The sequence below is a fragment of the Amycolatopsis methanolica 239 genome (assembly GCF_000739085.1).
Taxonomy (GTDB): domain Bacteria; phylum Actinomycetota; class Actinomycetes; order Mycobacteriales; family Pseudonocardiaceae; genus Amycolatopsis_E; species Amycolatopsis_E methanolica.
In genome coordinates this window covers 3,808,096-3,830,719 of record NZ_CP009110.1, presented here as the reverse complement: position 1 = coordinate 3,830,719, position 22,624 = coordinate 3,808,096, and the positions used below count along the sequence as shown (strand labels likewise).

Sequence of the window (22,624 nt, the reverse complement as noted above, 5' to 3'; positions counted from 1 at the left end):
CATGGCGACTGGGCAGCCGGCCACCACGCCGGGCGGAGGCGGGTCCCCTGCGCTCGGCAACCACCAGCCCGCCAACCTGGGGGACATCCTCGAGAGAGTGCTCGACAAGGGGCTGGTGATCGCCGGGGACATCAGGGTCAACCTGCTCGACATCGAACTGCTGACCATCAAGCTGCGGCTGGTGATCGCCTCGCTGGAGACCGCGCGCGAGGTCGGGATCAACTGGTGGGAAAGCGATCCGTGGCTCTCCGGCGACACCACCCGGCTGCAGCGGGAGAACCGCGAGCTGCGTGCCCGCGTCGAGGAGCTGGAGGGCGCGGAAGACCGCGCCGTGATCGAGGACCGGCACCGTGACTGAGGACAGCGGGATCTGGCTCTACGCCGTGACCCGGCGGGAGGGCGCCGGCGCGGCAGGCGAACTGCCCGGCGTCGCCGGGGAAGTGCTGCGCACGGTGGAGGCCGGCAGGCTGGCGGCGGTCGTCGGCGACGTTCCACTGGAGACGTTCGGCGAGGAGGCCCTGCACCGCAACCTGGAGGACCTGGACTGGCTCGGCGCCGTGGCCCGCGCGCACGATGCCGTGGTCGGTGCCCTCGCCGGCGCCGGTCCGGTCGTGCCGGTGCGGCTGGCCACCGTGTACCGCGACGAGCACGGCGTGCGCCGCGTCCTCGAACACCGCGGGCACGAGCTGGCGCGTACCCTGGACCGCGTCGCCGGGCGGACCGAGTGGGGCGTCAAGGTCTTCGCCGGAGAGCCGCCGCCCGGGCGCGAGGAGACACCGTCCCGCCGGGGGGCCGGGACGGCGTACCTCGCCCGGCGCCGGGCGGAACGCGACGCGCGCGCGGAATCCGAACGGCTCGCACGCGAGCAGGCCGCGAAGGTCCACTCCAGACTCGCGGCGCTGGCCGCCGGCGCGCGCCTGCACCCGTTGCAGAGCAAGGCGTTGTCCGGTGACGACCGGCAGATGGTGCTCAACGCCGCCTACCTTGTCGGCGACGACGACGCGCGCGCCTTCGCCGAGGCGGTGGCGGCCTGCGACGACGAGAGCCCGGCGATCCGGGTGCAGCTCACCGGGCCGTGGCCGCCGTACTCGTTCTCGTCCTTGGAGGAAACATGACCGAACCGGTTCCCGCGCCCGTCGCCGACCAGCCGGTGGCGCTGGTCGACCTCCTCGACCGGGTTCTCGCCGGCGGAGTCGTCGTGACCGGCGAGATCACCCTGTCCATCGCCGACGTCGACCTCGTGCACATCTCGTTGCGGACGCTGCTGTCCTCCGTGAGCGCATTGCAGCCCGCCGATGACTGACCCCGCGAAGCGCCGCATCGACACCGATCCGGACAGCGTCGAGCGCGGTCTGGCCGGCCTCGTGCTGACCGTGGTGGAACTGCTGCGGCAACTGATGGAGAAACAGGCACTGCGCCGGGTGGACCGCGGCGACCTCACCGACGAGCAGGTCGAAGCGATCGGGCTGACGCTGATGCGGCTGGACGAGCGCATGACGGAACTGTGCGAGCATTTCGGCGTCTCCCCGGAGGAATTGAACATCGATCTCGGCCCGCTCGGCCCGTTGCTGTCGGATCGGCGCTGATGTGAAATAGGTTTCATCGGGAATTGTCCGGGAATCCGGAACCATCGCCGAACAATGGAGTTGCGATGGCTATATCCGGAATCATCAGTGCCTTGCTCGTGGGGCTGGTCATCGGTGTCCTCGGCCGCCTGCTCGCGCCGGGGAAGCAGAACATCCCGATCTGGCTGACCATCGTCGTCGGTATCGTCGCGGCCTTCGCAGGCACCGCGATCGCCCGGGGTGTCGGGTACGCCGACACCGACGGTATCGACTGGCTCGAAGTGCTGACCCAGCTGGTGCTCGCCGTCCTCGGGGTCTCGCTGGCCACGGCTCTGCGGGGCGGCCGCCGGCGCAAGCTCATGCACTGACCCCCTTCCCGGCCCGGTCCGGTCCGGACACCGTTTCCGGCCCGGGCCGGGCGCCCGGTCCCCTCAGTTCACGGATGTGATAGATGAACGTCACCGAATTCTGGAACGACGCGGTCGGAGCCGTGATCACGTTCCTGCCGAAGTTCGCCGTATTCCTCGTTGTGCTGGTCGTCGGCTGGCTCGTCGCGAAAGCGTTGCGCAAGGTCGTCAAAGTCGTACTCGAACGGGTCGGTTTCGACCGGGCCGTGGAGCGCGGCGGGATCAAGCGAGCGCTGGAACAGTCCCGGTACGACGCGAGCGGGCTGCTGGCCGCGCTCGTCTACTACGCGGTCCTGCTGATCGCCCTGCAGCTGGCGTTCGGCGTGTTCGGGCCGAACCCGGTCAGCGCCATCCTGGCGGCCATCGTCGCCTGGCTGCCGCGCGCCATCGTGGCCATCGTCATCGTGATCGTCGCGGCCGCCGTCGGCAGCGCGCTGCACGACCTGATCCGCGGCGCGATGGGCGGGCTCAGCTACGGCCCGCTGGTCGCGAAGATGGTGCAGGTCGTGGTGATCGCCTTCGGTGTGATCGCGGCGCTGAACCAGATCGGCGTGGCCACCACGGTCACCGGGCCAGTGCTGATCGCGCTGCTCGCGACCGTCGGCGGTGTGCTGGTCGTCGGCGCGGGCGGTGGCCTGATGCGGCCGATGCAGCAGCGCTGGGACCGCTGGCTCAACCGGGCCGAGGAGGAGATCCCGTCGGCCCGCACCAGGGCCGAGGCCTACCGCCGCGGCCGCGAGGACGCGGAACGGGAAGCCGGCGCGGGTGCTCCGCGGCACGCGGCCGAAACCGCCATGCCGCAGGAACGGACCGCGGCGATGCCGCCGTCGTCGCCCGGCAGCGCGACGATGCCGCAGGACCGGCCGAAGGCCTGACCTCGTGCAGCGAACGGGGCGCCGCTGCCCGTGGCGCCCCGTTCGCTTGCCGTGAGCGGACTTCGCCTGCGTCGGACGTTTGTCGTGAATCCCGGGGACCATCGGCACTTCCGCGCGGGGCCGCGGGCGCACCACGATGCCTTCATCCACAGGTCTCCAGGAGGGTCGCGATGAAGATCGACGAGCTGATCGAGAAGGCGAAGAGCTCGGCCGGTGCGAAGCTCGTGTACACCGAGCCCTACGAGAAGGACGGCATCACGGTGATCGCGGCGGCGAGCGTCGCCAGCGGGGCCGGCGGCGGCGACGGCGTCGACAAGGAGGGACAGCACGGCGAGGGCGGTGGGTTCGGCCTGACCGCCAAGCCGACCGGGGCCTACGTCATCAAGGACGGCACGCTGCGGTGGGAGCCTGCCGTCGACGTCAACCGGCTGGCCGGGGTCGTGGGCGCGGTCGTGGTGGCCGTGTTGCTCGTCAGCTCCCGCATCGCGAAGGTCCACGCGCGCCGGGCCATCGCGCGGGCCGCGGTGGTGCCCGCGCCCTGACCGCTGCCCGGCGTGGCGCCGTCAGCGCACCACGGGCGCGCCGGGCCGGGGCGCGTCGGCGTGCTCGCCGGTCTGGAGTTTGGCGGCGAGGACGGCGGCCTGGGTGCGGCGTTCCAGTCCGAGCTTGGCCAGCAGCCGGGAGACGTAGTTCTTGATGGTCTTCTCGGCGAGGAACATGCGCTGGGCGATCTGCGCGTTGGTGAGTCCTTCGCCGATGAGGTCCAGCAGGGTGCGCTCGCGGTCGGTGAGGCCGGCCAGCGGTCCGTGGTCGGCGGCGTTCGTCCGCAGTTTGGCCATCAGGGTCGACGCGGCACGCGTGTCGAGCAGGGACCGGCCGGAGCCGACCTCGCGGACGGCCGACACCAGGTGTAGCCCGGCGATGTCCTTGATGGCGTAGCCGCCCGCGCCGGCGAGGATGGCGTTGAGCATGGCCTCCTCGTCGGTGTAGGAGGTCAGGATGAGGACGTTGAGCTCGGGGATCCGCGACCGCAGCTCACGGCAGAGTTCGATGCCGTTGCCGTCGGGCAGGCGCACGTCGAGCACCGCGACGTCGGGGTTGAGCGCCGGGATCCGGGCCATGGCCTGCGCGGCGGTGGCGGCTTCGCCGACGACCTCGAGTTCGGCGTCGGTGCCGAGCAGCTCGGCGACCCCACGGCGCACGACCTCGTGGTCGTCGACCAGGAACACGGTGATCACGGCAGTCCCCTTTCGCAGGTGACGTCTCCAACCTAGAGCCGACCGGGCCGCGCGCGACCCGGCGGAAGTCACCTCCGGCGGGGACCAAGGTCACTTTCGCGTCTCACCACCTGGCCCGGTGCGTTCCCGGCGGTTGTTCACGGGCCGTTTTCCCGGTCCGCCCGCAGCGCGGGCAGACTGGGCGGGTGAGCACCGGAACCGGCTACGTGCTCGGGCACCACGATCCCGAGGTCGAGCGGCTCCTGCTGCAGGGGCGCCTCTACCGCGGCCACACCGAGCACGCCTTGCGCCAGGCCGGGCTCGAACCCGGCATGCGCGTCCTTGACGTCGCCTGCGGCCCGGGCGACGTGTCGATCGCCGCGGCGCACCTGGTCGGGCCCGCGGGGTCGGTGACCGGTGTCGACGCGCAGGCCTCGATCCTCGACCTCGCCGCGCAGCGGGCCGCCGGGGCCGGGCTGTCGAACGTCACATTCCGCCACGCCACGCCGCGATCGAGGAGCTGGACGGGGCCCGACCGTTCGACGCGGTCATCGGCCGCCTGATCCTCATGCACCTGCCGGACCCGGTCGCCGCGCTGCGGCGGCTGGCCGGGCTGGTCCGGCCGGGCGGCCTGGTGTCCTTCCAGGACTTCGAGGTCAGCGGCGCCCGCAGTGCCCCGGAGATCCCGCTGTTCGACCGGGTGCGGGACGTCATCGTGCAGGCGTTCCGGGGGGGGGCGGGCGCGACCACCGAGACGGGCACCGCGCTGCCGGGGCTCTTCCGCACGGCCGGCCTGCCCATGCCCGCCTTGACGATGGGCGCGTGCCTCGGCCCACTGTCCCCGGACATCCTGGGCTTCGTGATGGGCGTGTGGCGCGCCCTGTTGCCGGTGGCCGTCCAACTCGGACTGGACGTCGGCGACCTCGACCGCCTGCCCGCCCGGCTGGTCGCCGAGGCGACGGAAGCCGGCGCGATCGCGATCCTGCCGCCGCTGGTCAGCGCCTGGGCGCGGGTGCCTACCGCCTGAGCTTCAGGACAGGCCCAGCCGGCGCAGGGCTTCCGGCAACCGGTCGAGCAACGGCTGGGGCGCCTGCCCGCCGAGCGTGGCGCGCAGGTACAGCCCGTCGCCCAGCAGGCCCACGATCTCGGCGGTGAGCGGATCGCTCACGTGCCCGGCCAGCAGTTCCGACCACAGCCGGCCGGCCTCGTTCATCGCCTCGGTGACCTTCGGCTCGCTGCCCAGCAGCCGCAGTGCGGCGATCGACGCGCGGTGCGCCGGCTTGGTCATGTCCGCGTCGGTCACCGAGGAGAGCAGGTAGTAGCGCACCACGCCCTCGGGGGCGGTGCGCGCGTACTCGACGTCCGCGGCCGTCAGCCGCAGCAGCCGGTCGAGGAGGCCGTCGAGCAGGGCGTCCTTTGACCCGAAGTGGTACAGCAGCCCGCCCTTGGACACCTTCGCGCGGGCGGCGACGGCGTCGAGCGTGACCGCGGCCGAACCGCTCTCGATGAGGATGTCCTGGTAGGCGTCGAGGATCTGTTCCCGCGCGGAGGGGCGTCCCATGGCGCTTGACTATACCGTCCGGACGGTTTAGTTTCGATCTGAGGGGCAAACTGTACCGTCCGGACTGTTCAGAAAGGGGTCGTGATGGCCGGGGGACGCCGGGACTGGGCCGCGCTGGGTGTGCTGGTCCTGCCGGTGCTGCTGATCAGCGTCGACATGACGGTGCTCGGGTTCGCGCTGCCGTACCTGAGTGAGGACCTCGGCCCGACCGGCGCCGAGCAGCTGTGGATCGTCGACATCTACTCGTTCGTGCTCGGCGGGCTGCTGGTGCTGATGGGCACGCTGGGGGACCGGATCGGGCGGCGCAAACTGCTGCTGTCCGGCGCCGTCGCGTTCGGCGTCGCGTCCGTGGCCGCGGCGTTCGCGACCAGCCCGGGCATGCTCATCGCGGCGCGGGTGCTGCTCGGCGTGGGCGGGGCGACCCTGATGCCGTCGACGCTGGCGCTGATCCGCTCGATCTTCACCGACCCGGCGCGGCGGCGGACCGCGATCGCGGTGTGGGGCGCCGGGTTCTCCGGCGGGATGGCGCTCGGCCCGGTGCTGGGCGGCTGGCTGCTGGAGCACTTCCGGTGGGGCTCGGTGTTCCTGATCAACGTGCCGGTGATGGTGGTGCTGCTCGTCGCGGGGCCGTTCCTGCTGCCGGAGGCGCGCGATCCGCGGCCCGGCCGCTTCGACCCGCTGTCCGCCGTGCTGTCGCTGGCCGCGGTGCTGCCCGTGGTGTACGGCGTCAAGCGGTTCGCCGAGCACGGCGCCGATTCGCTCGCGGCCGGGAGCGTGCTGGCCGGCGCGGCGCTCGCGGTGGTGTTCGTACGACGTCAGCGGGCGCTGCCGGATCCGATGCTGGACCTGGCATTGTTCCGGGACCGCCGGTTCAGCGCGTCGGTGCTGACCAACATGCTCGGCGTGTTCGCGCTCGTCGGCCTGCTGTTCCTGGTGCCGCAGTACCTCCAATTGGTACTGGGGCTGCGGCCGCTGACGGCGGCGCTGTGGCTGCTGCCGACGATGGTCGCCGGGATCGCGGGCTCGTTCACCGCCGCCCGGCTCGCCCGGCGCGTTCCGGTCCCGCGGCTGATCGGCGGCGGGCTGCTGGCCGCGGCGGCGGGTTTCGCGGCGCTGGTGACGGTCGGCGTCCACAGTGGACTCGCGGTCCTGGTGGCCGGGATGGCGCTGGTCGGCTTCGGCGTGTCGTTGTCGGAGACGCTCACCAACGACCTCATCATCACCGCGGCGCCGCCCTCGCGCGCCGGTGCGGCGTCGGCGATCTCGGAGACGGGGTTCGAGCTGGGCGGCGCGCTCGGGACCGCGGTGCTGGGCAGCATCGCGGCGGCGGTCTACCGGGCCGGCGTGCCGGGCGAGGCGGGGGATACGGCGCGGGAAACCCTCGGCGGCGCGGTCGCCGCGGCCGCCGGGCTGCCTCCCGCGCAGGCCGAGGCGCTGCTGGCCGCGGCCAGGGCGGCGTTCGTGCACGGCCTGCAGGTGAGCGCCGTGGCCGGGGCCGCGCTGCTCGCCTACACCGGGGTGCAGGCGCTGGTCCTGCTGCGGTCTAGAGGAACAGGCGCAGCACCCGGGCATGAGTCGCGCCGAGCAGCGGTTCCGCGCGGCTGAGCAGGTCGCGCAGTTCGGCGGCCCGCTCGCCACCCGGGGCGGTGTAGGTGGTCGCGGACCCGTGGGCGAACCAGTTCCGCAAGTCGCTGTGAGCGGTTTCCCGGAGCGGCTCGTTCGGGCCGAGCAGCAGGCGCAGGTCGAGGGCGAGGCGGGTCCAGGTGTCGCGGGCGGACAGCAGCTGGAACGCGTTGCGCCTGCGGTGCCCGGGCTGGCCGGGATCGAGCATGCGGCGGAGCGCCGCCTCGTCGATCTCGGTGGCGCACCCGCGCAGCGCGAGCACCACCTGCCGGGCGACGCGCGGGGACGGGTCGCCCAGCAACGGCGCCAGGCGGTCCACAGGGAGCACCCGCAGGTGCCGCAAGGCGCGGACGGTTTCGGCGCGCACCTTGGGCCGGGGATCGGCGAGCAGCGGCAGGAGCACCGCCCCGTCGGCCTCGGTTCCGGTCTCGCCGAGGCCCGCGACCGCGCCCGGGCTCGCCGCCGTGGTCACCAGCTCGCGGTACTGCGGCGCCGGGTCCTCGCCCGCGCGGCGCAGGATGAACTGGGCGTACGCGCGGACCAGCGAGGCGGGGTCGGCCAGCGCCGGCAGCGCGTCGGCGGGGCCGCGGATCGCCCTGGTGCGCAGGGCAGCCGTTCCGCTGGTGCGGAGGAGGCGCAGCACCTCGGGGTCGGTGCTGCCGGCCAGGGCGTCCGCGCAGGTCAGCCGGATCTTCAGGTCCGTGTCCAGTAGCCCGGCCGTCAGCTCGCCGACGTCGGCGTGCCCGGAGCCGTAGACGGCCCGGCGGGTGAGCGGGCCGGGGGAGGCGAGCGCGGCCGAGCGGATTTCGGGCGTCCGCAGCATGCCTTCGAGCGTCTCGGCCAGCCACTCGCCCTGCGCGCGTGGCCGCAGCAGGCACGCGAACGGGAACAGGTCCACCGCGGTCATCGGGTCGCGGAAGAGGTGGCGCAGGCACTCCCGCCGGGCGCGCTCGCGCACCTGCGGCACCCAGTCCGCCGCGCGGATCGCCAGCACCGGCAGGGCGATCCGCTCGTCGAGGCGCGTCAGCGCGGCTTTCGAGGTAGGTCTCGCGCCCCTTCAAGTAGCGGCCGGTCCAGGTGATGCCGCCGCCGGTGGTGGTGCGGACCTCAAAGTTCGCGAACTCCAGCAGGTAGGCGGAGTGCTCGACGGCGTCCGCGGTCTGTCTGTCCCGTCGTAGGCGTGGTGGTAGAACAGCAGCTGCGGCACGCGGCCGTCTTCGTCGGCCTGGGCGGCGGGCGCGGCCACGGCCGCCCCGGCGACAGCGAGGGTGAGTGCGGTGATCGTCCGCCGGAGACGCAGTTGTCGGATCATGGCGGGATTGAATCCCGTCCGGTCAAGCGGCACCGTGGTCTACACTGGTGATCGCGGCCCGCACAGTTCTGCCTCGGGCCGCGTTTCGTTGTCGGCCACCACGTGCCGCGACCGTGCCGGTCCGCGCCGGGCAGGACGACCCCCGACGTTCGGAGCCTTCCCCGTGACCTCTGCCCCTGTGTCCGCTTCCGCTGTGCCTTCCTTCGCCGCGCTCGGCGTGCCCCCGGTGCTGGTCGCCGCGCTCGCCGAGCGGGGCATCGAGGCGCCGTTCCCGATCCAGGCGGCGACCCTGCCGCACTCGCTGGCCGGCCGGGACGTGCTCGGCCGGGGCCGCACCGGCTCCGGCAAGACCTACGCGTTCGCGCTCCCGGTGCTGACCCGGCTCGCCGCGAGCCGCACGCCGCGCCGGCCAGGGCGGCCCCGCGCGCTGATCCTCGCGCCGACCCGCGAGCTCGCCACCCAGATCGACGCGGCGCTGGCGCCGCTGGCCGAGGCGTTGTCGCTGCGCACCATGACCGTGTTCGGCGGGGTCGGCGCCGCGCCGCAGATCGCCGGGCTGCGCGCCGGGGTCGACGTGCTGGTCGCGTGCCCCGGCCGGCTCGCCGACCACCTCGCGAGCGGGCACGCGCACCTCGACGCCGTCGAGATCACCGTCCTCGACGAGGCCGACCACATGGCCGACCTCGGGTTCCTGCCGCAGGTGAAGCGGCTACTGGACCGCACGCCGCGCGATGGCCAGCGGCTGCTGTTCTCAGCCACCCTGGACGCCGGGGTCGACGTGCTCGTGAAGCGATTCCTCACCGACCCGGTCACGCACAGCGTCGACTCCGCGCGCTCGCCGGTGGCGACGATGGAGCACCACGTGCTGCACGTCGAGCCGGACACACGGCTTGATGTCCTGGTGGACCTCGCGGCCGCGCCCGGCCGGACGGTCGTGTTCACCCGCACCAAGCACCGGGCGAAGGCGCTGACGCGCAAGCTGGTCGCGGCGGGCGTGCCCGCGGTGGAGCTGCACGGAAACCTCGGCCAGACCGCGCGGACCCGCAACCTGGCCGCGTTCGCCGACGGCAGCGCGACCACGCTGGTGGCCACCGACATCGCCGCCCGCGGCATCCACGTGGACGACGTGGCGCGGGTCATCCACGCCGACCCGCCGGTCGAGCACAAGGCCTACCTGCACCGGTCCGGCCGCACCGCCCGAGCCGGCGCGGCGGGCGTGGTGATCACCCTGATGACCGACGACCAGATTTCGGACGTCCGCGACCTGACCAGGAAGGCCGGGATCAGCCCGGTCACGACCCGGCTGGCGCCCGGGCACTCGCTGCTGGCCGAGCTCGCCCCGGGCGACCGGGTCTTCCGAAAGCCCCCAGCGCGCAGCGGCGCGGGTGCGGCCGCGGGCCGGGGTGGTGCGGGTGCGTCGCGCCGGTCGGGCGCGGAGCCGCGGGAGAAGCGGGCGGGTGCGGCCGCGCGAGGTACCGGTGGCGCGCGGCGCAAGCCGGGTGGGGACGTGCGGGAGCAGCCGGGCCGTGGTGAGGCGCGGCAGAGTTTGCGTGGTGACCGTCGGCAAGAGTCGGGCCGTGGTGAGGCGCGGCAGAACTCGGGTGGTGAGAGCCGGCAGGAGTCGGGCCGGGGCGCGCGCCGGTCTGGCGGTGCCGGCCGGCGCGAGCCGGACGCGCGGCAGCAGTCTGGCCGTGCCGCGGGCGAGCGCCGGTCCGGCGGTAGCGCCCGGCAGGAGCCGGGAGCGCGGCAGCAACCGGGCGGCGAGCGGCAATCAGGCCGTGCGGGAGCCACCTCCACACGGCGGTCGGGCGGGGCCGCGGCCTTCTCCGCGGGTGCCCGCACCGGCCGCCGCCGGGGTGGCTCCTCTCGCTGAGCTGCGCCGGGCCCCACCGCGCACCGCAGGTGGCTCCGCGCTGGACGCCGCTCCGCGCTGCGCCCAGCGCGGGTTTCACGCCGCCCGAGCACGGTGCGGACAAGCGCCGGGCGCAGGCCGCGCCGAGTCCGAATTCGGATCCGCGCCAGGCGCGTCATGCCCGGGCGGAGCCGCGCCGGGCGTCAGGTGCGCTGCGCCTGCGCGTGGACCCGCGCCAGTGCCCGGTAGTTCTCGGCATTCGCGCGCGTCCCCGCCTGTTCCTCGGCCGTGAGGGGGCGCCGGACCTTCGCCGGGAGTCCGGCGACCAGTGAGCCGGGCGGGATGTCCGTGCCATCGAGCACCACCGCGCCCGCCGCGACGAGGCTGCCCGCTCCGATCCTCGCGCCGTTGAGCACCACCGCGCCCATCCCGATCAGGCAGTCGTCCTCGATGGTGCAGCCGTGCAGGACCGCGCGGTGCCCGACGCTTACCCCGGAGCCGATCGTGACGGGGAACCCGGGATCGGCGTGCACGATCGTGCCGTCCTGGATGTTGCTGCCCGCCCCGACGGTGATCGTGTCCAGGTCCGCCCGCAGCACGGCCGTGTACCAGACCCCGGCGCCCGCGGCGACGGTGACCGCGCCGGCGACCACCGCGCCCGGCGCGATCCACGCGCCCGCGTCCACGGACGGCTCCTTGCCGTCCACGGTGAGGTGTTCCATGGGTGTCCTTTCCAAACCTGTCTACTGTGGATTCAGAGTGCGGACGGCAGGATCGCCGCCGTCCAGGCGAGCAGCGGCGCGCCCGCCACGACGAGCGCGCTGTAGGCGAGCATGCGGCGCTGGAAGACGCGCTTGTCGGGGACCACGGCCTGCGCGAGCACGATGATCCCGTTGGTGGAAAACGGGCTCACGTCCACGACGGTGGAGCAGAAGCCGAGCGCGACGACGAACCCGGCGGCCCCGAGCTGCCCGAGGTCGAGCAACGGCACGGCCAGCGGAAGCGCGATCCCGAGGGTGCCGATGGACGAGCCGAACGCGGACACGATCGCCACGGCGAAGCACAGCAGCAGTGCGGCGAGCACCGGCGACCCGAGTGCCGCGGCCGCCTCGCCGAGCATCGCCAGGGTGCCGTTCTCCTTCAGCACCGCCATGTAGGACAGCATCCCGCACACCAGCAGCACGGCGGGCGAGGCGACCTCGTCGGCCGACGGCTTGTGCCGGTCCGGGGCGAGCAGCAGCAGGACGGCGGCGATGACGAACGCCGCCAGTCCGACGTCGATCCCGAGCGCCCCGGTGACCAGCAGCGCGAGCATGCCGGTCAGGGTGATCACCCGCAGCGGGGTGACTCGTGCTCCGGTGACGACGGTGGTCCGGGTCCGCGCGAGCGTGCCGGTGGACCCGCCACCGCCGGCCGGCTGAGCCGGTCCCGCCACGTCCTCGTCGCGGCCGAACAGGTCGCGCCCGAGGACCGCGAACAGCACCGCGGCGATGAGCACGTTGAGCCCGAACGGCACGGCGAACAGCAACGGCGGGCTGACGTCCAGGCCAGCGTCGTGCACCATGCCGGTGGTGAACGCGCCGTAGACGGTGGTGGGGGAGAACGCGGCCGACAACGCGCCGTGGCTGAGCATCATGCCCATCAGCAGCGGGTTGATCCGGTAGCGCGCCGCGATGGGCATCGCGATGGGTGCGAGCATGCCGACCGCGAGCACCGACCCCAGCGACATGAGCACGGCGGCGAGCGCGAACATCAGCCACACCACCGCCCACCGCCGCCCGCGCACCAGCTTGAGCGATGCGGCGACGACGAGGTCGATCGTGCCGTTGACCTTCGCCACCCCGAACAGCAGCGTGATGCCGACGACGAGGACGAACGTGTCGCCGGGGAAGTATCCGGTGACGTCGTCCACGGAGATGCCGGAGATCGCGCCGACGACGAACGCGGCGACGAACGCGAGGATCCCCATGTTGACGGGCAGGACCGTGGCGAGGGTGAACACCGCCACGAGGACGAGGAGTGAAACGAACTGGACCATTGCGACCTGTTCCGGTCACGCACGCCCGCGGGCGGGCCACGTCACCATTGACGAGGGACCAGGGGAACGACGCGGCCGGTCAGGCCGGTGCGGGGGCGCGGCGCAGCGCGTCCCGCACGGTGGCGACCGCGGTGGACAGCACGTCTTCGTCGATCCCGGTGGGGATGCCGCGGGCGTGCAGGTGGGCCACGAGATCCTCGGTGGCGATGTTGCCGTGGGCGCCGGGCGCGAACGGGCAGCCGCCGTAGCCGCCCGCGGCGCTGTCGAAGAGGGTGACGCCCGCCTCGATCGCGGCGTCCACTGTGCTCAGTGCCTGACCGTGCGCGTTGTGCAGGTGCAGGGAGAGTTCGACGTCGGGCAGGGCGTCGCGGACGTGCGCGAGCGAGGTCATGACCTGGTCCGGCGGGGCGGTGCCCAGGGTATCGGCGAGCCCGATGCGGCGGATGCCCATCGCGGCGAACCGCCGGGCGACCGCGACCAGCCGGTCCGGGGCGACCGCGCCGTCGAACGGGCACACGAACGCGGTCGAAATGCCGGCCCGGAAAGCGGTTCCGGGGTGCTCGGCCGCCGCGCGGGCCAGGTCGTCCAGCGCGGCGTCGCTGTCCCGGCCGGCGTTGGCGCGGCTGTGCCCGCTGCTGGCCGAGGCGACGACCAGCACGTCGCGGGCGCCCGCGGCGACGGCGCGGCGCACGCCGCGGGCGTTGAGCGCGAGAAAGGTGTAGCGCACGGAGTCCTGATGCGGCAGCGCTGCGACCAGGTCCTCCGCCCCGGCCATCTGGGGCACCTTGGCGGGGTTGACGAACGATCCGGCTTCCAGGTGCCGCAGGCCGGCGGCGACGAGCGCCTCCGCGATCGCGACCCGGTCGGCCACCGGCACCACGGCCGCCTCGTCCTGCAGGCCGTCGCGCAGCACCACGTCGGTGATGGTCACGCTCACCTCAGATCACCTTCCGCTCGCGGTAGCCGGACAGGCGGTCGGCGCCGATGCCGAGCAGCCCGCCGAGCACGGCTTCGGTGTGCTCGCCCAGTTCCGGGCCCGCCCACCGGACGTCGCCGGGGGCGCCCGGCAGGCGCGGCACCACGCCGGGGAAGCGGATCTCCTCCGGCTCGGACTCGACCACGACCTTGAGGGGGCGCAGCATGTCCCGCGCGCGGTAGTGCTCGTCCTCGGCGATGGCCCGCGCGTCGTGCACCGGCCCCGCAGGCACCCCGGCTTCGTTGAGGATCCGCACCGCCTCCGGCGCGGTGTGCGCCGAGGTCCACGCGGTGATGGCGGCGTCGAGTTCGTCTTCCCGGGCGGAGCGGGCGTCGCCGTCGGCGAGCGCCGGGTCCTCGGCCAGGTCCTGGCGGCCGACCGCGGTCATCAGGCGGCCGAACGCGCCGCTGGAGTTGCCCGCGATCATGACCGACTGCCCGTCGGCGGTGGGGTAGACGCCGCTGGGCACCACACCGGGCAGGTTCCCGGCCGTGCGCTCGCGCACCACGCCGTAGGCGTCGAAGTCCGGGATCAGCGACTCCATCATCATGAACACCGACTCGTAGAGCGCGACGTCGGCGACCCGTGGGCCGTCGTGGGGGAGACCGCGTGCCTTGCCCAGCAACAACATCAGCGCGCCGACGACGCCGTAGAGCCCGGCGGTGGCGTCGGCGATCGGCGCGGCCGGCCGCACCGGGGGACGGTCCGGGTGCCCGGTGACCTGCCGCAGCCCGCCGAAGGCTTCGGCGACGCCGCCGAACCCGGCGCGATCGCGGTAGGGGCCGGTCTGCCCGTAGCCGGAGATGCGGACGACCACGAGGTCCGGGTTCACCGCGGTGAGGTCGGCCGGCCCGAGGTCCCAGCGTTCCAGCGTGCCGGGGCGGAAGTTCTCGACCACCACGTCGCACTGCCGCACCAGGTCCAGGACGAGCGCGCGGCCCTCGTCCTTCTTCAGGTCCAGTGTGACCGACTTCTTGTTGCGCGCGATGGTCCGGAACAGCATCGACGTGCCGCCCCGGGTGCGGCGCCAGCCGCGCAGCTCGTCGCCGACGCCGGGCCGTTCGACCTTGATCACCTCGGCGCCGAAGTCGGCGAAGACGCGGGTGGCGAAGGGGGCGGCGATGAAGTTGCCGAGTTCGAGCACGCGGATGCCGGTCAGGGGAGCGTCGGCCACAACGCCTCCGTTCTCAAATAATGACTAACGCTGTCATTTAACGAGAAGGACCATAAGCCGCGAGAGCCCGGCGCCACAAGACCGGCGCGCGACTTCAGCGGTGGCGCAACGCCCTTTCCAGGGTTTCCGCGGCCGCGACCACGAGGTCGCCGTACTGCGCGCCCGGCCCGTCGCCCGACACCCGGAACACCGGGGCGGCCAGGCAGACCGCCGCGACCACGTCGCCGCGATAGCGCACGGGCGCGCTCACCGAACACAGGCCGGGGGTCCGCTCGGACACGCTCGCCACCCAGCCCCGGCCCGCGCCGGTGAGCGCCAGAGCCGCCGATCCCTTGTCCGACAACGGCAGCACCGTGCCCACGGGCACGGCGGCGCGCAGCTCGTGGGGCGACTCCTCGCTCGCCACGCACAGCCGGTCCTCGCCGCGCAGCACCCACAGCTGGGCCGTCTCGCCGGTCTCGGCGCGCAGCCCGGTGAGCACCGGCGTCGCGGCGGCCGTCAGCGCGGACGAGGCGAACCGGGGGCCGATGTGGTGGCGGCCGTCGTCGTCGCGGTGCAGCAGACCGTGCTTGACCATGGCGGACACCAGGCGGTGGGCGGTCGGCACCGACAGCCCCAGCGCGCGGGCGATCTCGCTGGCCCCCATCGGGTTCGCCTCGACCGCGTCCAGGATCGCGACCACCCGGTCCAGCACACCGACCCCGGTCGACACCGTCTCGCGCCGCTGCTCGTCGTCCGCCACGCCGACACCGTAGCGCCGCCGGTGCGTGGTCGCCGCGGCGGCTCGCTGGACAAAATGACCAGTGAAAGCGGCCAAACGCGGGGCAGAACGCGCACAGTGATCAGCGTCCGGGGCGACACTTGCGCAGCTTCGGCGCCGCCCCGCACCCTTCCGCCATGCACGAAGCTGATCTCCCCGCGCTCCACCGCCTGATGGTCGTGGCGCGCCGGCTCGACGAAGAGGCCATCGCGCTGCAGCGCCAGGGGGTGTTCCCCGCCTACGCGCCCGCCAGGGGCCAGGAGGCAGCGCAGGTCGGCAGCGCCGCCGCGCTCGACCTGGCCCGCGACTTCGCCTTCCCCTGCTACCGCGAGCTCGGCGTCGCGGTGGCGATGAGCGTCGACCTCGTCGGCTACCTCGCGACCCACCTCAACGTGTGGCACGGCGGGCTCTACGACCCGAAGGTCTCCCGGCTGGCGCCGTTCAACGCCGTCGTCGGCGGCCCCGTCACCCACGCGGTGGGCTGGGCGATGGGCGCGAAGTTCGACGACACCGGCGGCGTGGCGATCACCTATTTCGGCGACGGCGCCAGCTCACAGGGCGACGTGCACGAGGCGATGAACTTCGCCGGCGTCTACCGGCTGCCGGTGGTCTTCTTCTGCCAGAACAACGGCTGGGCGATCTCGGTGCCGGCCGCGGAGCAGGTGGCGGGCGGCTCGGTCGCCGCCCGCGCCGCCGGGTACGGCATCGAGGGCGTGCGCGTCGACGGCAATGACGTGGTCGCGGTGTTCGACGCGACCCGCGCCGCGCTGGACCGCGCCCGCGACGGCGGCGGCCCGACCGTGATCGAGGCGATGACCTACCGGCTGGGCCCGCACTCCACATCGGACGATCCCGGCCGGTACCGCACGCTGGAGGACGAGCGCGTGTGGCTCGACCGGGACCCGCTGACCCGTGCCGCCGCGCGGCTGTCCGCCGACGAGGTCGCCGCGGCCGAGGAGCACGCCGCCACGGTGGTACGCGGTGTCCGCGACGGCCTGCTGGCGCTGAAACCGCCGCCCGCCGAGGAGCTGTTCTCGTTCGTCTACCGCGAGCCCACGCCGGCCCTGCTGGAGCAGCAGCGGGTGTGGAAGGAGTCCCTCGATGCCTGAGTTCTCGTTGCAGCAGGCGCTGAACGTCGCCCTGTGCCACGCCTGCGAGGACGACGACCGGGTGCTGATCTTCGGCGAGGACGTCGGCACGCTGGGCGGGGTGTTCCGGGTGACCGACGGGCTGCGCGACAAGTTCGGGGAGCACCGCGTGTTCGACACCCCGCTGGCCGAGTCCGCGATCATGGGCATGGCGGTCGGGCTGGCGGTGGCCGGGTGGCGGCCGGTGCCGGAGATCCAGTTCGACGGCTTCAGCTACCCCGCGATCGACCAGATCGCCAACCAGGTCGCCCGCATGCACTACCGCAGCCGGGGGGTGCTGAACATGCCGATCACGTTGCGGCTGCCCAGTTTCGGCGGGATCAAGGCGCCCGAGCACCACGGCGAAAGCCTGGAGGCGCTGTTCGCGCACGTGCCCGGCCTCAAGGTCGTCGCGCCCGCCACCCCGAGCGAGGGCTACCACCTGCTGCGGCAGGCCATCGCCGACCCCGACCCCGTGATCTTCCTCGAACCCAAGTCCCGGTACTGGCACCGCGAAACGTTCGACCCCACCGAGCCGGCCGAGATACCGCCGCCCGGCACCAGCCGCATCGCCCGGCCCGGCGAGCACGGCACTCTGGTCGCATGGGGCGCGATGGTCGCCCGCTGCCTGCAGGCCGCCGAACTGGCCGCCGAGGACGGGGTCGAGCTGGAAGTCCTCGACCTGCGCTGGCTCAAGCCGATCGACGCCGACGGGCTCGCGCGGTCGGTGGCCCGCACCCGGCGCGCGGTCGTCGTGCACGAGGCGCCGCTGTCCGCCGGGCTCGGCGCCGAGGTGTCCGCGCTGATCACCGAACGCTGCTTCGCCGACCTGCGCGCGCCCGTGCAGCGGGTCACCGGGTTCGACGTGCCCTACCCGTCCGGAGCGCTGGAGGACGAGTACCTGCCCAGCGTCGACCGCATCCTGACCGCCGTGCAGACCACCCTGGAGTACCGCCGTGGCTGAAGTGACCTTCCCCCTGCCCGACCTCGGCGAGGGCCTGATCAGCGCCCGCGTGCTGGAGTGGCTCGTCGCCGAGGGCGACTGGGTCGAGCGCAACGCGCCGCTGGTCGAACTGGAGACCACCAAGTCCGCCGTCGAGATCCCCTCGCCCCAGTCCGGCCGCGTCGCCCGGCTGCACGTCGGCGAGGACGAGGAACTCGCGGTCGGCGCGCCGCTGGTCACCTTCACCGTGGAGGACGCCGGGATCGTCGGCACCGTCCCGGAGGAGCGCAAACCGCACCGGCGCGTCCGCCTGACCCTGCCGGAGGACTGAGGCGTGTTCGCCACCGCCGCCGACGGCACCAAGATCTGGTACGACCACGCCCCCGGGTCGCGGCCGGTGCTGCTGGTCCACGGCTTCGCCTCGGACAGCGCCCGCACCTGGGAGCAGACCGGCTGGTTGCGGGCGCTGGCCGGGCTCGGGCACGTGGCCGTGGATCTGCGCGGGCACGGGCAGAGCGGCAAGCCCGCCTCCGGGTATTCGCCCGGCGGTCTGGCGCGGGACGTCCTCGCCGTGCTCGACGACGCCGGGGTGTCCACTGTGGATGCCGTGACGTACTCGATGGGCGGCCTGGTCAGTTGGGAGCTGGCGCGCCTCGCCCCGGGACGGATCCGCCGGATGGTGCTCGGCGGCATCGGCGGGCGCCCCGCCGCCCGCGAGTCGATGGAGCGCGTGCGTGAGGCGCTGTCCGGCGGCGGCCTGGACGGCTGCGTCGCCGGGATGGCCGGCCACCGGCTCGGCGGCCCGCCGCCGGTGCCCGTGTTGTTCGCCGCCGGTGAGCAGGACGAGATCGCCACGGGCGCCCCGGAGTTCGCGGCGTCGCTGGGTGCGCCGTTCGTGTCGCTCGGACGGCGCACCCACCTCAACGCGGTGTCCAGCCGCAGGTTCAAGGACGCGGCGCTCGCGTTCCTCGCCCCCGCAGGATGACCAGCGCCCACTGGTACAGCGCGGGCCGGGCCATGGCCGGAGACTCCAGGCGGTCACCGCCGGGTCAGGCGGACCACCGGGTACTCGCGGTGGCTCTTGCGCTGGTACTTGCCGTAACGCGGCTGCGCCGCGACGATGCGCTGCCACGCCCGGTCGCGGTCGGTCCCCTCGAGCCGCTGCGGCTTCACCGGCACCCGGTCCGGACCGGACAGCTCGATCGCCGCCCGGTCCGGGCGCGCCATCAGGTTCGCGTACCAGTCCGGGTTCCGGTGGCCGCCGCCGGAGGCGACGAGCAGCCAGTCGTCGCCGTCGGCGAACCAGGTCACCGGTGTCTCCCGCGGCTGCCCGCTGCGGCGGCCGGCGGTGTGCAGGATCAGGACCTCCATGCCCATCATCCGGCCGCCCTTGCGGCGGATGCGGGTGACGGTGCGGGCGTTCATGCGCCGCTGGAACCAGAGTAAAGGCTTGCTCGCCATGCCGGACAGTCAACCGCGCGGCGCGGGCCGGTGCTTCTCGATTCCTGACCGGTTCGCGGGCGTGACCAGCCCGGACTCGTAGGCGAGCACCACCAGTTGCGCGCGATCGCGCGCGTGCAGCTTGGTCATCGCGCGGTTGACGTGCGTCTTCGCGGTCAGCGGGCTGATCACCATGCGCTCGGCGATCTCGTCGTTGGACAGTCCCTGCGCGACCAGCGCCACCGCCTCGCGCTCGCGGTTGGTCAGCTCGCCGAGGCCGGGGCCGGGGTGCAGCGGGCGGCTGACGTACCGGTCGATCAGCTTGCGGGTGATCGACGGGGCCAGCAGCGCGTCACCGCGGGCGGCGACCCGCACAGCGTGCAGGAAGTCCTCCGGCTGGATGTCCTTGACCAGGAACCCGGCGGCCCCGGCCCGCAGCGCGTCGAACACGTACTCGTCCAGGCCGTAGTTGGTCAGGATGACCACGTGCACCGCCGCGAGCGCCGGGTCCGCGGCGATCCGGCGGGTGGCTTCGATGCCGCCCACGACCGGCATCTGGACGTCGACGAGCGCGATGTCCGGCACGTGCTCGCGGGCGAGCGCGACCCCGGCCGCGCCGTCACCGGCCTCGGCGACCACCTCGATGTCGTCCTCGTTGTCCAGCAGCGCGCGGAACCCGCTGCGGATGAGCGGCTGGTCGTCCACCAGCAGGACGCGGATCACGGCACCCGCTCCACGGGCAGTTCGGCGTGGACGCGGAACCCGCCGCCGTCCCGGGGCGCGGCGACGAGGCGGCCGCCGAGCGCGGTGACCCGCTCCCGCATGCCGAGCAACCCGACTCCGGGCGACGGCGCCGCGTCCACGGTGGCCGTTCCGTCGTCGTCCACGCGGATCTCCATCGCGCCGGGCCGGTATCCGATGTGGACCGACGCGCTGGCGGCGCGCGCGTGCCGGGCCACGTTGGTCAGCGATTCCTGGACGATCCGGTAGGCGGTGCGCTGCACGGCGGCGGGCACCTCGTCCCGTTCGCCGTCGATCGTCAGCGTCGTCTCCAGGCCGGTGGATCGCGCGCGCCGCACCAGTTCCGGGACGTCGTCCAGCCCGCGCGGCGGGCTGGTGTCGTCGTCGCGCAGCGCCTCCAAGGTCGCCCGCAGCTCGCGGGCAGCCTCCCGCCCGGCGTCCCGGATCGCCAGCAGCGACTCCGGCACGTCCTCGCCGCGCTTGCGGGCGAGGTGCACGGCGACCTCGGCCTGCACCTTGATGACGGAGATCTGGTGGGTGAGCGAATCGTGCAGCTCGCGCGCGATGTGCAGGCGCTCCTCGTCGGCGCGGCGCCGCGCGGTCTCCTCCCGGGTGCGCTCGGCCTCGTCCGCCCGGCGCTCGGCCTGCCGCACCGCCTCGCCCGCCGCGCCGGCGGCGACCAGCCACGCCAGCTGGAGCACCTCCCGGGAGTGGGCGAACGCCGCGCCGACGGTCTCCTCGTGCGAGATCAGCAGCACGAACGGCAGCGCGGCCAGCATGACCACGGTGGCGGCCACCGCGGCGAGCCGCCGCCCGGCGCGGACGGCGGCGAACACCGCGAACAGGTAGGCCAGCGCCGGCACGACAACCCCGATCGCCTGGGCGCCCAGCGCGCTCAGCCCGGCCACCGCCAGCACGGCCACCGGCGCCCGGCGGTGCGCGGCCAGTGCCAGACCACCGGCGGCCAGCAGCGCGTAGCCCAGCGGCACGAGGGCCGGGGCGGGCGCCGACAGCGCGGTCACCAGGAGGATCGCCGCCATCCCGGCGCCGATCGCCCAATCCCCGGCGCGGATCGTCCCGTTGCCGGCGCGGATCACCCGGTTCCCGGCGCGGCTCATGCACGAAACCCTAGCCGGATCGTGGCGAGGGCGAGTCCTGCGCGTGGAGCATCCCGCCACTACCGCGGACGCAGTATTTCCGCTGGTCCTGCGGCGCCGGCGGCAGTGCGGATTGCCTGCGCTCGCCGGACGACCGGCGGCATGATCCGGCGCAGGATCACCGGTGTCGGAAAAACCGTTGCGGCAGAAGGAGTTCCCCATGTTCGTCCAGTACGCGCTCGCCCAGTCCGTCGGCGCCGGAACGCTCACCACCGGGCGGCTCGTCGGAACAGTTGCCGCGCTGGTGGCGCTGGCGGGGGTGATCGCCGGAGCGCTCGCGGTGGCCCGGCACCGGCGGCGGGGCGCCACCGCGGCACTGGCCGCCGGTGTGGCCGGCATGGCGACCGGCGGGATCGTGGTGGCGATGGCCGAGGGCGGTCCGGGCACCGGCTACGGCATCGTCGGCGGGTTAGCGGCGCTGGCCATCGGGCTGGTCGCCGCCGCGCTGGGCGGGCTCGGGCTGGCCCGCGCCCGCACCCGCGTCTGAAACCGGTCGCCCGGGCGGGCGGGCGCTGTTAGCTTGCGAAGCGTGGATCTCTTCTCACGCTCGTGGGCGGCGCTGCGGACCGCGGTCGCCGGGCTCGCCGACGACGACCTCGCCCGTCCGTCCGGCTGCGCCGGCTGGCTGGTGCGGGACCTGGTGTGCCACCTGATCATCGACGCGCAGGACGTGCTGATCACGCTGGTGACCCCGGCGGACGAGGAGCCGACCCGGGACGAGCTGACCTACTGGGAGGTCAGCGACGAGCCGCCGACCGGTGAGGACCCGCTCGACGCGCTGACCGTCCGGCTGGCCGCGGCCTACGGGGAGCCGTGGCTGCTGAAGTTCCACCTCGACGACGTCGGCTCCGCCGCCGGGCGCGCCGCGGAGCTGGCCGACCCGTCGGCGCGGGTGCGCACGCGCGACCAGGTCCTCACCGTGGCCGCCTACCTGTCCACCTGCGTCATGGAGTGGACGCTGCACCACCTCGACCTGGTGGCCCAGCTGCCGTCCGTGGCCGGGCCGCCCGCCGAGGGGCTCGCCGCGTCGCGCGAAATGCTGGAGAAGATCGCCGGGGCGCAGTTCCCCGAATCGTTCTCCGACGCGGACGCGTTGCTGGTCGGCACCGGGCGGCGGGCCCCCACCGAGGCCGAGCGGGCGGCGCTGGGCCCGCTGGCCGCGCGAGTCCCGTTCGTGCTCCGATGACGGCCGGGGTGATGCTGCCGCGGGATCTCGCGGCGGCGGAGATCGTGCCGTTCGCCCGGTGGGCCGAGGAACTCGGCTTCGGCGAGGTGTGGATCGTGGAGGACCTGGGCTTCCACGGCGGCATCGAGCAGGCGGCGACGGTGCTTGCGGTGACGTCCCGGATCCGCGTGGGGATCGGCATCCTGCCCGCCGGGGCGCGCAACGTAGCCTTCGCCGCGATGGAGCTGGCGACGCTGGCGCGGCTCCGCCCCGCGTTGTTCGCCGAGTACGCGCGGACGCTGACGGGGTTGCTGCGCGGAGAGCGGGTCCGCGTCGACGGCCGGTACGTGCGGCTCGACGGCGCCGGGCTGGAGACCGTCCCGGCCGCCCGGGAGGATCTCCGCCGCGGACGGGACCGGCCGCCCGAGGGCAGGTAGATGAGCCTGCGCTGGAAGGCGACGGCGCTGCCGAACACCACCGCCACGATGATGACGACCACCGCGGCGCCGATCAACAGCCGCCCGCGCACCACCCCATCATCCGCATGTGGCCGCAGTCACCGGCAGAATCGGGTCATCGTGTTAAAAAGGCTGCCAATATGATCGCGCGCTCCCCGACCGGGGTCGGCCACGGGGGAGCGCGACCAGGAGTACGTCGACGTACGACACCCGGCGTTCGTCGTCCAACCGTG

General features: G+C 73.7%; 28 protein-coding genes and 1 pseudogene. 18 read left to right on the top strand and 11 right to left on the bottom strand.

Annotated elements, in window-relative coordinates; all coding sequences use genetic code 11:
* Position 1 precedes the first annotated feature (1 nt).
* The 7 genes from AMETH_RS18595 to AMETH_RS18565 all read left to right on the top strand — a co-directional run bounded on the left by AMETH_RS18595 (position 2) and on the right by AMETH_RS18565 (position 3,389).
* The gene (locus AMETH_RS18595) at positions 2-358 is read left to right on the top strand and encodes a gas vesicle protein (RefSeq protein ID WP_017982636.1); all 357 of its coding nucleotides are present in this window, start codon (positions 2-4) and stop codon (positions 356-358) included.
* Complete coding sequence (locus AMETH_RS18590; RefSeq protein ID WP_017982635.1) at positions 351-1,115, top strand: GvpL/GvpF family gas vesicle protein; 765 nt, start codon at positions 351-353, stop codon at positions 1,113-1,115. Before AMETH_RS18595 ends, AMETH_RS18590 begins: the two co-directional genes overlap by 8 nt.
* The gene (locus AMETH_RS18585; protein ID WP_017982634.1) at positions 1,112-1,303 is read left to right on the top strand and encodes a gas vesicle protein; all 192 of its coding nucleotides are present in this window, start codon (positions 1,112-1,114) and stop codon (positions 1,301-1,303) included. Before AMETH_RS18590 ends, AMETH_RS18585 begins: the two co-directional genes overlap by 4 nt.
* Complete coding sequence (locus tag AMETH_RS18580; protein WP_017982633.1) at positions 1,296-1,586, top strand: gas vesicle protein K; 291 nt, start codon at positions 1,296-1,298, stop codon at positions 1,584-1,586. The genes AMETH_RS18585 and AMETH_RS18580 overlap by 8 nt, the downstream gene beginning before the upstream one ends.
* 65 nt (positions 1,587-1,651) lie before the next feature.
* On the top strand, positions 1,652-1,933 hold the full coding sequence (locus tag AMETH_RS18575; RefSeq protein WP_026153151.1) for a GlsB/YeaQ/YmgE family stress response membrane protein: 282 nt from the start codon (positions 1,652-1,654) through the stop codon (positions 1,931-1,933).
* An 83-nt stretch (positions 1,934-2,016) separates the two neighbouring features.
* Positions 2,017-2,847 carry a mechanosensitive ion channel family protein gene (locus tag AMETH_RS18570; protein ID WP_017982631.1) on the top strand — a complete coding sequence of 277 codons (831 nt, stop codon included), beginning with the start codon at positions 2,017-2,019 and terminating at the stop codon, positions 2,845-2,847.
* Positions 2,848-3,017: 170 nt separating this feature from the next.
* Positions 3,018-3,389: a sporulation protein gene (locus AMETH_RS18565; protein WP_017982630.1), complete on the top strand. Its 372-nt coding sequence runs from the start codon at positions 3,018-3,020 to the stop codon at positions 3,387-3,389.
* A gap of 21 nt (positions 3,390-3,410) precedes the next feature.
* Here AMETH_RS18565 and AMETH_RS18560 read toward each other — a convergent pair whose 3' ends face one another.
* On the bottom strand, positions 3,411-4,085 hold the full coding sequence (locus AMETH_RS18560) for a response regulator (protein WP_017982629.1): 675 nt from the start codon (positions 4,083-4,085) through the stop codon (positions 3,411-3,413).
* Positions 4,086-4,396: 311 nt separating this feature from the next.
* On the opposite strand from AMETH_RS18560, the gene AMETH_RS41575 reads away from it, so the two are divergent.
* Both AMETH_RS41575 and AMETH_RS18555 read left to right on the top strand, forming a co-directional pair.
* Positions 4,397-4,627: a methyltransferase domain-containing protein gene (locus tag AMETH_RS41575; protein ID WP_267283484.1), complete on the top strand. Its 231-nt coding sequence runs from the start codon at positions 4,397-4,399 to the stop codon at positions 4,625-4,627.
* A pseudogene (locus AMETH_RS18555) lies at positions 4,552-5,091 on the top strand (class I SAM-dependent methyltransferase); the annotation flags it as partial. The gene AMETH_RS41575 and the pseudogene AMETH_RS18555, both read left to right, overlap by 76 nt.
* A 3-nt stretch (positions 5,092-5,094) precedes the next feature.
* Here the strand turns inward: AMETH_RS18555 and AMETH_RS18550 are convergent.
* Complete coding sequence (locus AMETH_RS18550; RefSeq protein WP_017982628.1) at positions 5,095-5,625, bottom strand: TetR/AcrR family transcriptional regulator; 531 nt, start codon at positions 5,623-5,625, stop codon at positions 5,095-5,097.
* 84 nt (positions 5,626-5,709) lie between these two features.
* Here AMETH_RS18550 and AMETH_RS18545 point away from each other — a divergent pair, with 84 nt between their 5' ends.
* Positions 5,710-7,230: an MFS transporter gene (locus tag AMETH_RS18545; RefSeq protein WP_017982627.1), complete on the top strand. Its 1,521-nt coding sequence runs from the start codon at positions 5,710-5,712 to the stop codon at positions 7,228-7,230.
* Here AMETH_RS18545 and AMETH_RS18540 read toward each other — a convergent pair.
* The gene (locus AMETH_RS18540) at positions 7,169-8,242 is read right to left on the bottom strand and encodes a HEAT repeat domain-containing protein (protein ID WP_017982626.1); all 1,074 of its coding nucleotides are present in this window, start codon (positions 8,240-8,242) and stop codon (positions 7,169-7,171) included. The genes AMETH_RS18545 and AMETH_RS18540 overlap by 62 nt on opposite strands.
* A gap of 511 nt (positions 8,243-8,753) precedes the next feature.
* On the opposite strand from AMETH_RS18540, the gene AMETH_RS18535 reads away from it, so the two are divergent.
* Positions 8,754-10,433, top strand: a complete 1,680-nt coding sequence (locus AMETH_RS18535) for a DEAD/DEAH box helicase (RefSeq protein WP_017982625.1) — start codon at positions 8,754-8,756, stop codon at positions 10,431-10,433.
* A 182-nt stretch (positions 10,434-10,615) separates the two neighbouring features.
* On the opposite strand, the gene AMETH_RS18530 is transcribed toward AMETH_RS18535, so the two are convergent.
* The 5 genes from AMETH_RS18530 to AMETH_RS18510 form a co-directional block, all read right to left on the bottom strand.
* Positions 10,616-11,134, bottom strand: a complete 519-nt coding sequence (locus AMETH_RS18530) for a gamma carbonic anhydrase family protein (protein WP_017982624.1) — start codon at positions 11,132-11,134, stop codon at positions 10,616-10,618.
* 32 nt (positions 11,135-11,166) lie between these two features.
* Positions 11,167-12,450, bottom strand: coding sequence for an SLC13 family permease (locus AMETH_RS18525; protein WP_017982623.1), 1,284 nt, complete (start codon positions 12,448-12,450; stop codon positions 11,167-11,169).
* A 79-nt stretch (positions 12,451-12,529) separates the two neighbouring features.
* The gene (locus tag AMETH_RS18520) at positions 12,530-13,387 is read right to left on the bottom strand and encodes a hydroxymethylglutaryl-CoA lyase (protein ID WP_017982622.1); all 858 of its coding nucleotides are present in this window, start codon (positions 13,385-13,387) and stop codon (positions 12,530-12,532) included.
* A gap of 1 nt (position 13,388) precedes the next feature.
* Positions 13,389-14,600 carry a CaiB/BaiF CoA transferase family protein gene (locus AMETH_RS18515; RefSeq protein ID WP_017982621.1) on the bottom strand — a complete coding sequence of 404 codons (1,212 nt, stop codon included), beginning with the start codon at positions 14,598-14,600 and terminating at the stop codon, positions 13,389-13,391.
* 94 nt (positions 14,601-14,694) lie between these two features.
* Positions 14,695-15,342: an IclR family transcriptional regulator gene (locus AMETH_RS18510; RefSeq protein ID WP_017982620.1), complete on the bottom strand. Its 648-nt coding sequence runs from the start codon at positions 15,340-15,342 to the stop codon at positions 14,695-14,697.
* 155 nt (positions 15,343-15,497) lie between these two features.
* On the opposite strand from AMETH_RS18510, the gene AMETH_RS18505 reads away from it, so the two are divergent.
* Genes AMETH_RS18505 through AMETH_RS18490 form a run of 4 tightly spaced genes read left to right on the top strand, consistent with a single transcriptional unit; the run spans position 15,498 to position 18,415 of the window.
* Positions 15,498-16,469, top strand: a complete 972-nt coding sequence (locus tag AMETH_RS18505; RefSeq protein WP_051079530.1) for a thiamine pyrophosphate-dependent enzyme — start codon at positions 15,498-15,500, stop codon at positions 16,467-16,469.
* On the top strand, positions 16,462-17,451 hold the full coding sequence (locus AMETH_RS18500; RefSeq protein ID WP_017982618.1) for an alpha-ketoacid dehydrogenase subunit beta: 990 nt from the start codon (positions 16,462-16,464) through the stop codon (positions 17,449-17,451). The genes AMETH_RS18505 and AMETH_RS18500 overlap by 8 nt, the downstream gene beginning before the upstream one ends.
* Positions 17,444-17,761 (top strand): biotin/lipoyl-containing protein, encoded by a 318-nt coding sequence (locus AMETH_RS18495; protein WP_017982617.1) that lies wholly within the window; start codon positions 17,444-17,446, stop codon positions 17,759-17,761. The genes AMETH_RS18500 and AMETH_RS18495 overlap by 8 nt, the downstream gene beginning before the upstream one ends.
* Positions 17,762-17,764: 3 nt before the next feature.
* Positions 17,765-18,415: an alpha/beta fold hydrolase gene (locus AMETH_RS18490; RefSeq protein WP_017982616.1), complete on the top strand. Its 651-nt coding sequence runs from the start codon at positions 17,765-17,767 to the stop codon at positions 18,413-18,415.
* 53 nt (positions 18,416-18,468) lie between these two features.
* Here the strand turns inward: AMETH_RS18490 and AMETH_RS18485 are convergent, their stop codons facing one another.
* The 3 genes from AMETH_RS18485 to AMETH_RS18475 are packed head-to-tail and all read right to left on the bottom strand — an operon-like array spanning position 18,469 to position 20,729.
* Positions 18,469-18,891 carry a nitroreductase family deazaflavin-dependent oxidoreductase gene (locus AMETH_RS18485; RefSeq protein WP_038532209.1) on the bottom strand — a complete coding sequence of 141 codons (423 nt, stop codon included), beginning with the start codon at positions 18,889-18,891 and terminating at the stop codon, positions 18,469-18,471.
* 9 nt (positions 18,892-18,900) lie between these two features.
* Positions 18,901-19,593, bottom strand: coding sequence for a response regulator (locus tag AMETH_RS18480; RefSeq protein WP_017982614.1), 693 nt, complete (start codon positions 19,591-19,593; stop codon positions 18,901-18,903).
* The gene (locus tag AMETH_RS18475) at positions 19,590-20,729 is read right to left on the bottom strand and encodes a sensor histidine kinase (RefSeq protein ID WP_017982613.1); all 1,140 of its coding nucleotides are present in this window, start codon (positions 20,727-20,729) and stop codon (positions 19,590-19,592) included. Before AMETH_RS18475 ends, AMETH_RS18480 begins: the two co-directional genes overlap by 4 nt.
* 199 nt (positions 20,730-20,928) lie before the next feature.
* On the opposite strand from AMETH_RS18475, the gene AMETH_RS18470 reads away from it, so the two are divergent.
* Genes AMETH_RS18470 through AMETH_RS18460 form a run of 3 tightly spaced genes read left to right on the top strand, consistent with a single transcriptional unit; the run spans position 20,929 to position 22,370 of the window.
* Positions 20,929-21,255 (top strand): DUF6223 family protein, encoded by a 327-nt coding sequence (locus AMETH_RS18470; protein ID WP_026153147.1) that lies wholly within the window; start codon positions 20,929-20,931, stop codon positions 21,253-21,255.
* A gap of 42 nt (positions 21,256-21,297) precedes the next feature.
* On the top strand, positions 21,298-21,954 hold the full coding sequence (locus AMETH_RS18465; RefSeq protein WP_017982611.1) for a maleylpyruvate isomerase N-terminal domain-containing protein: 657 nt from the start codon (positions 21,298-21,300) through the stop codon (positions 21,952-21,954).
* On the top strand, positions 21,951-22,370 hold the full coding sequence (locus tag AMETH_RS18460) for an LLM class flavin-dependent oxidoreductase (RefSeq protein WP_017982610.1): 420 nt from the start codon (positions 21,951-21,953) through the stop codon (positions 22,368-22,370). The genes AMETH_RS18465 and AMETH_RS18460 overlap by 4 nt, the downstream gene beginning before the upstream one ends.
* Positions 22,371-22,624: the final 254 nt, after the last annotated feature.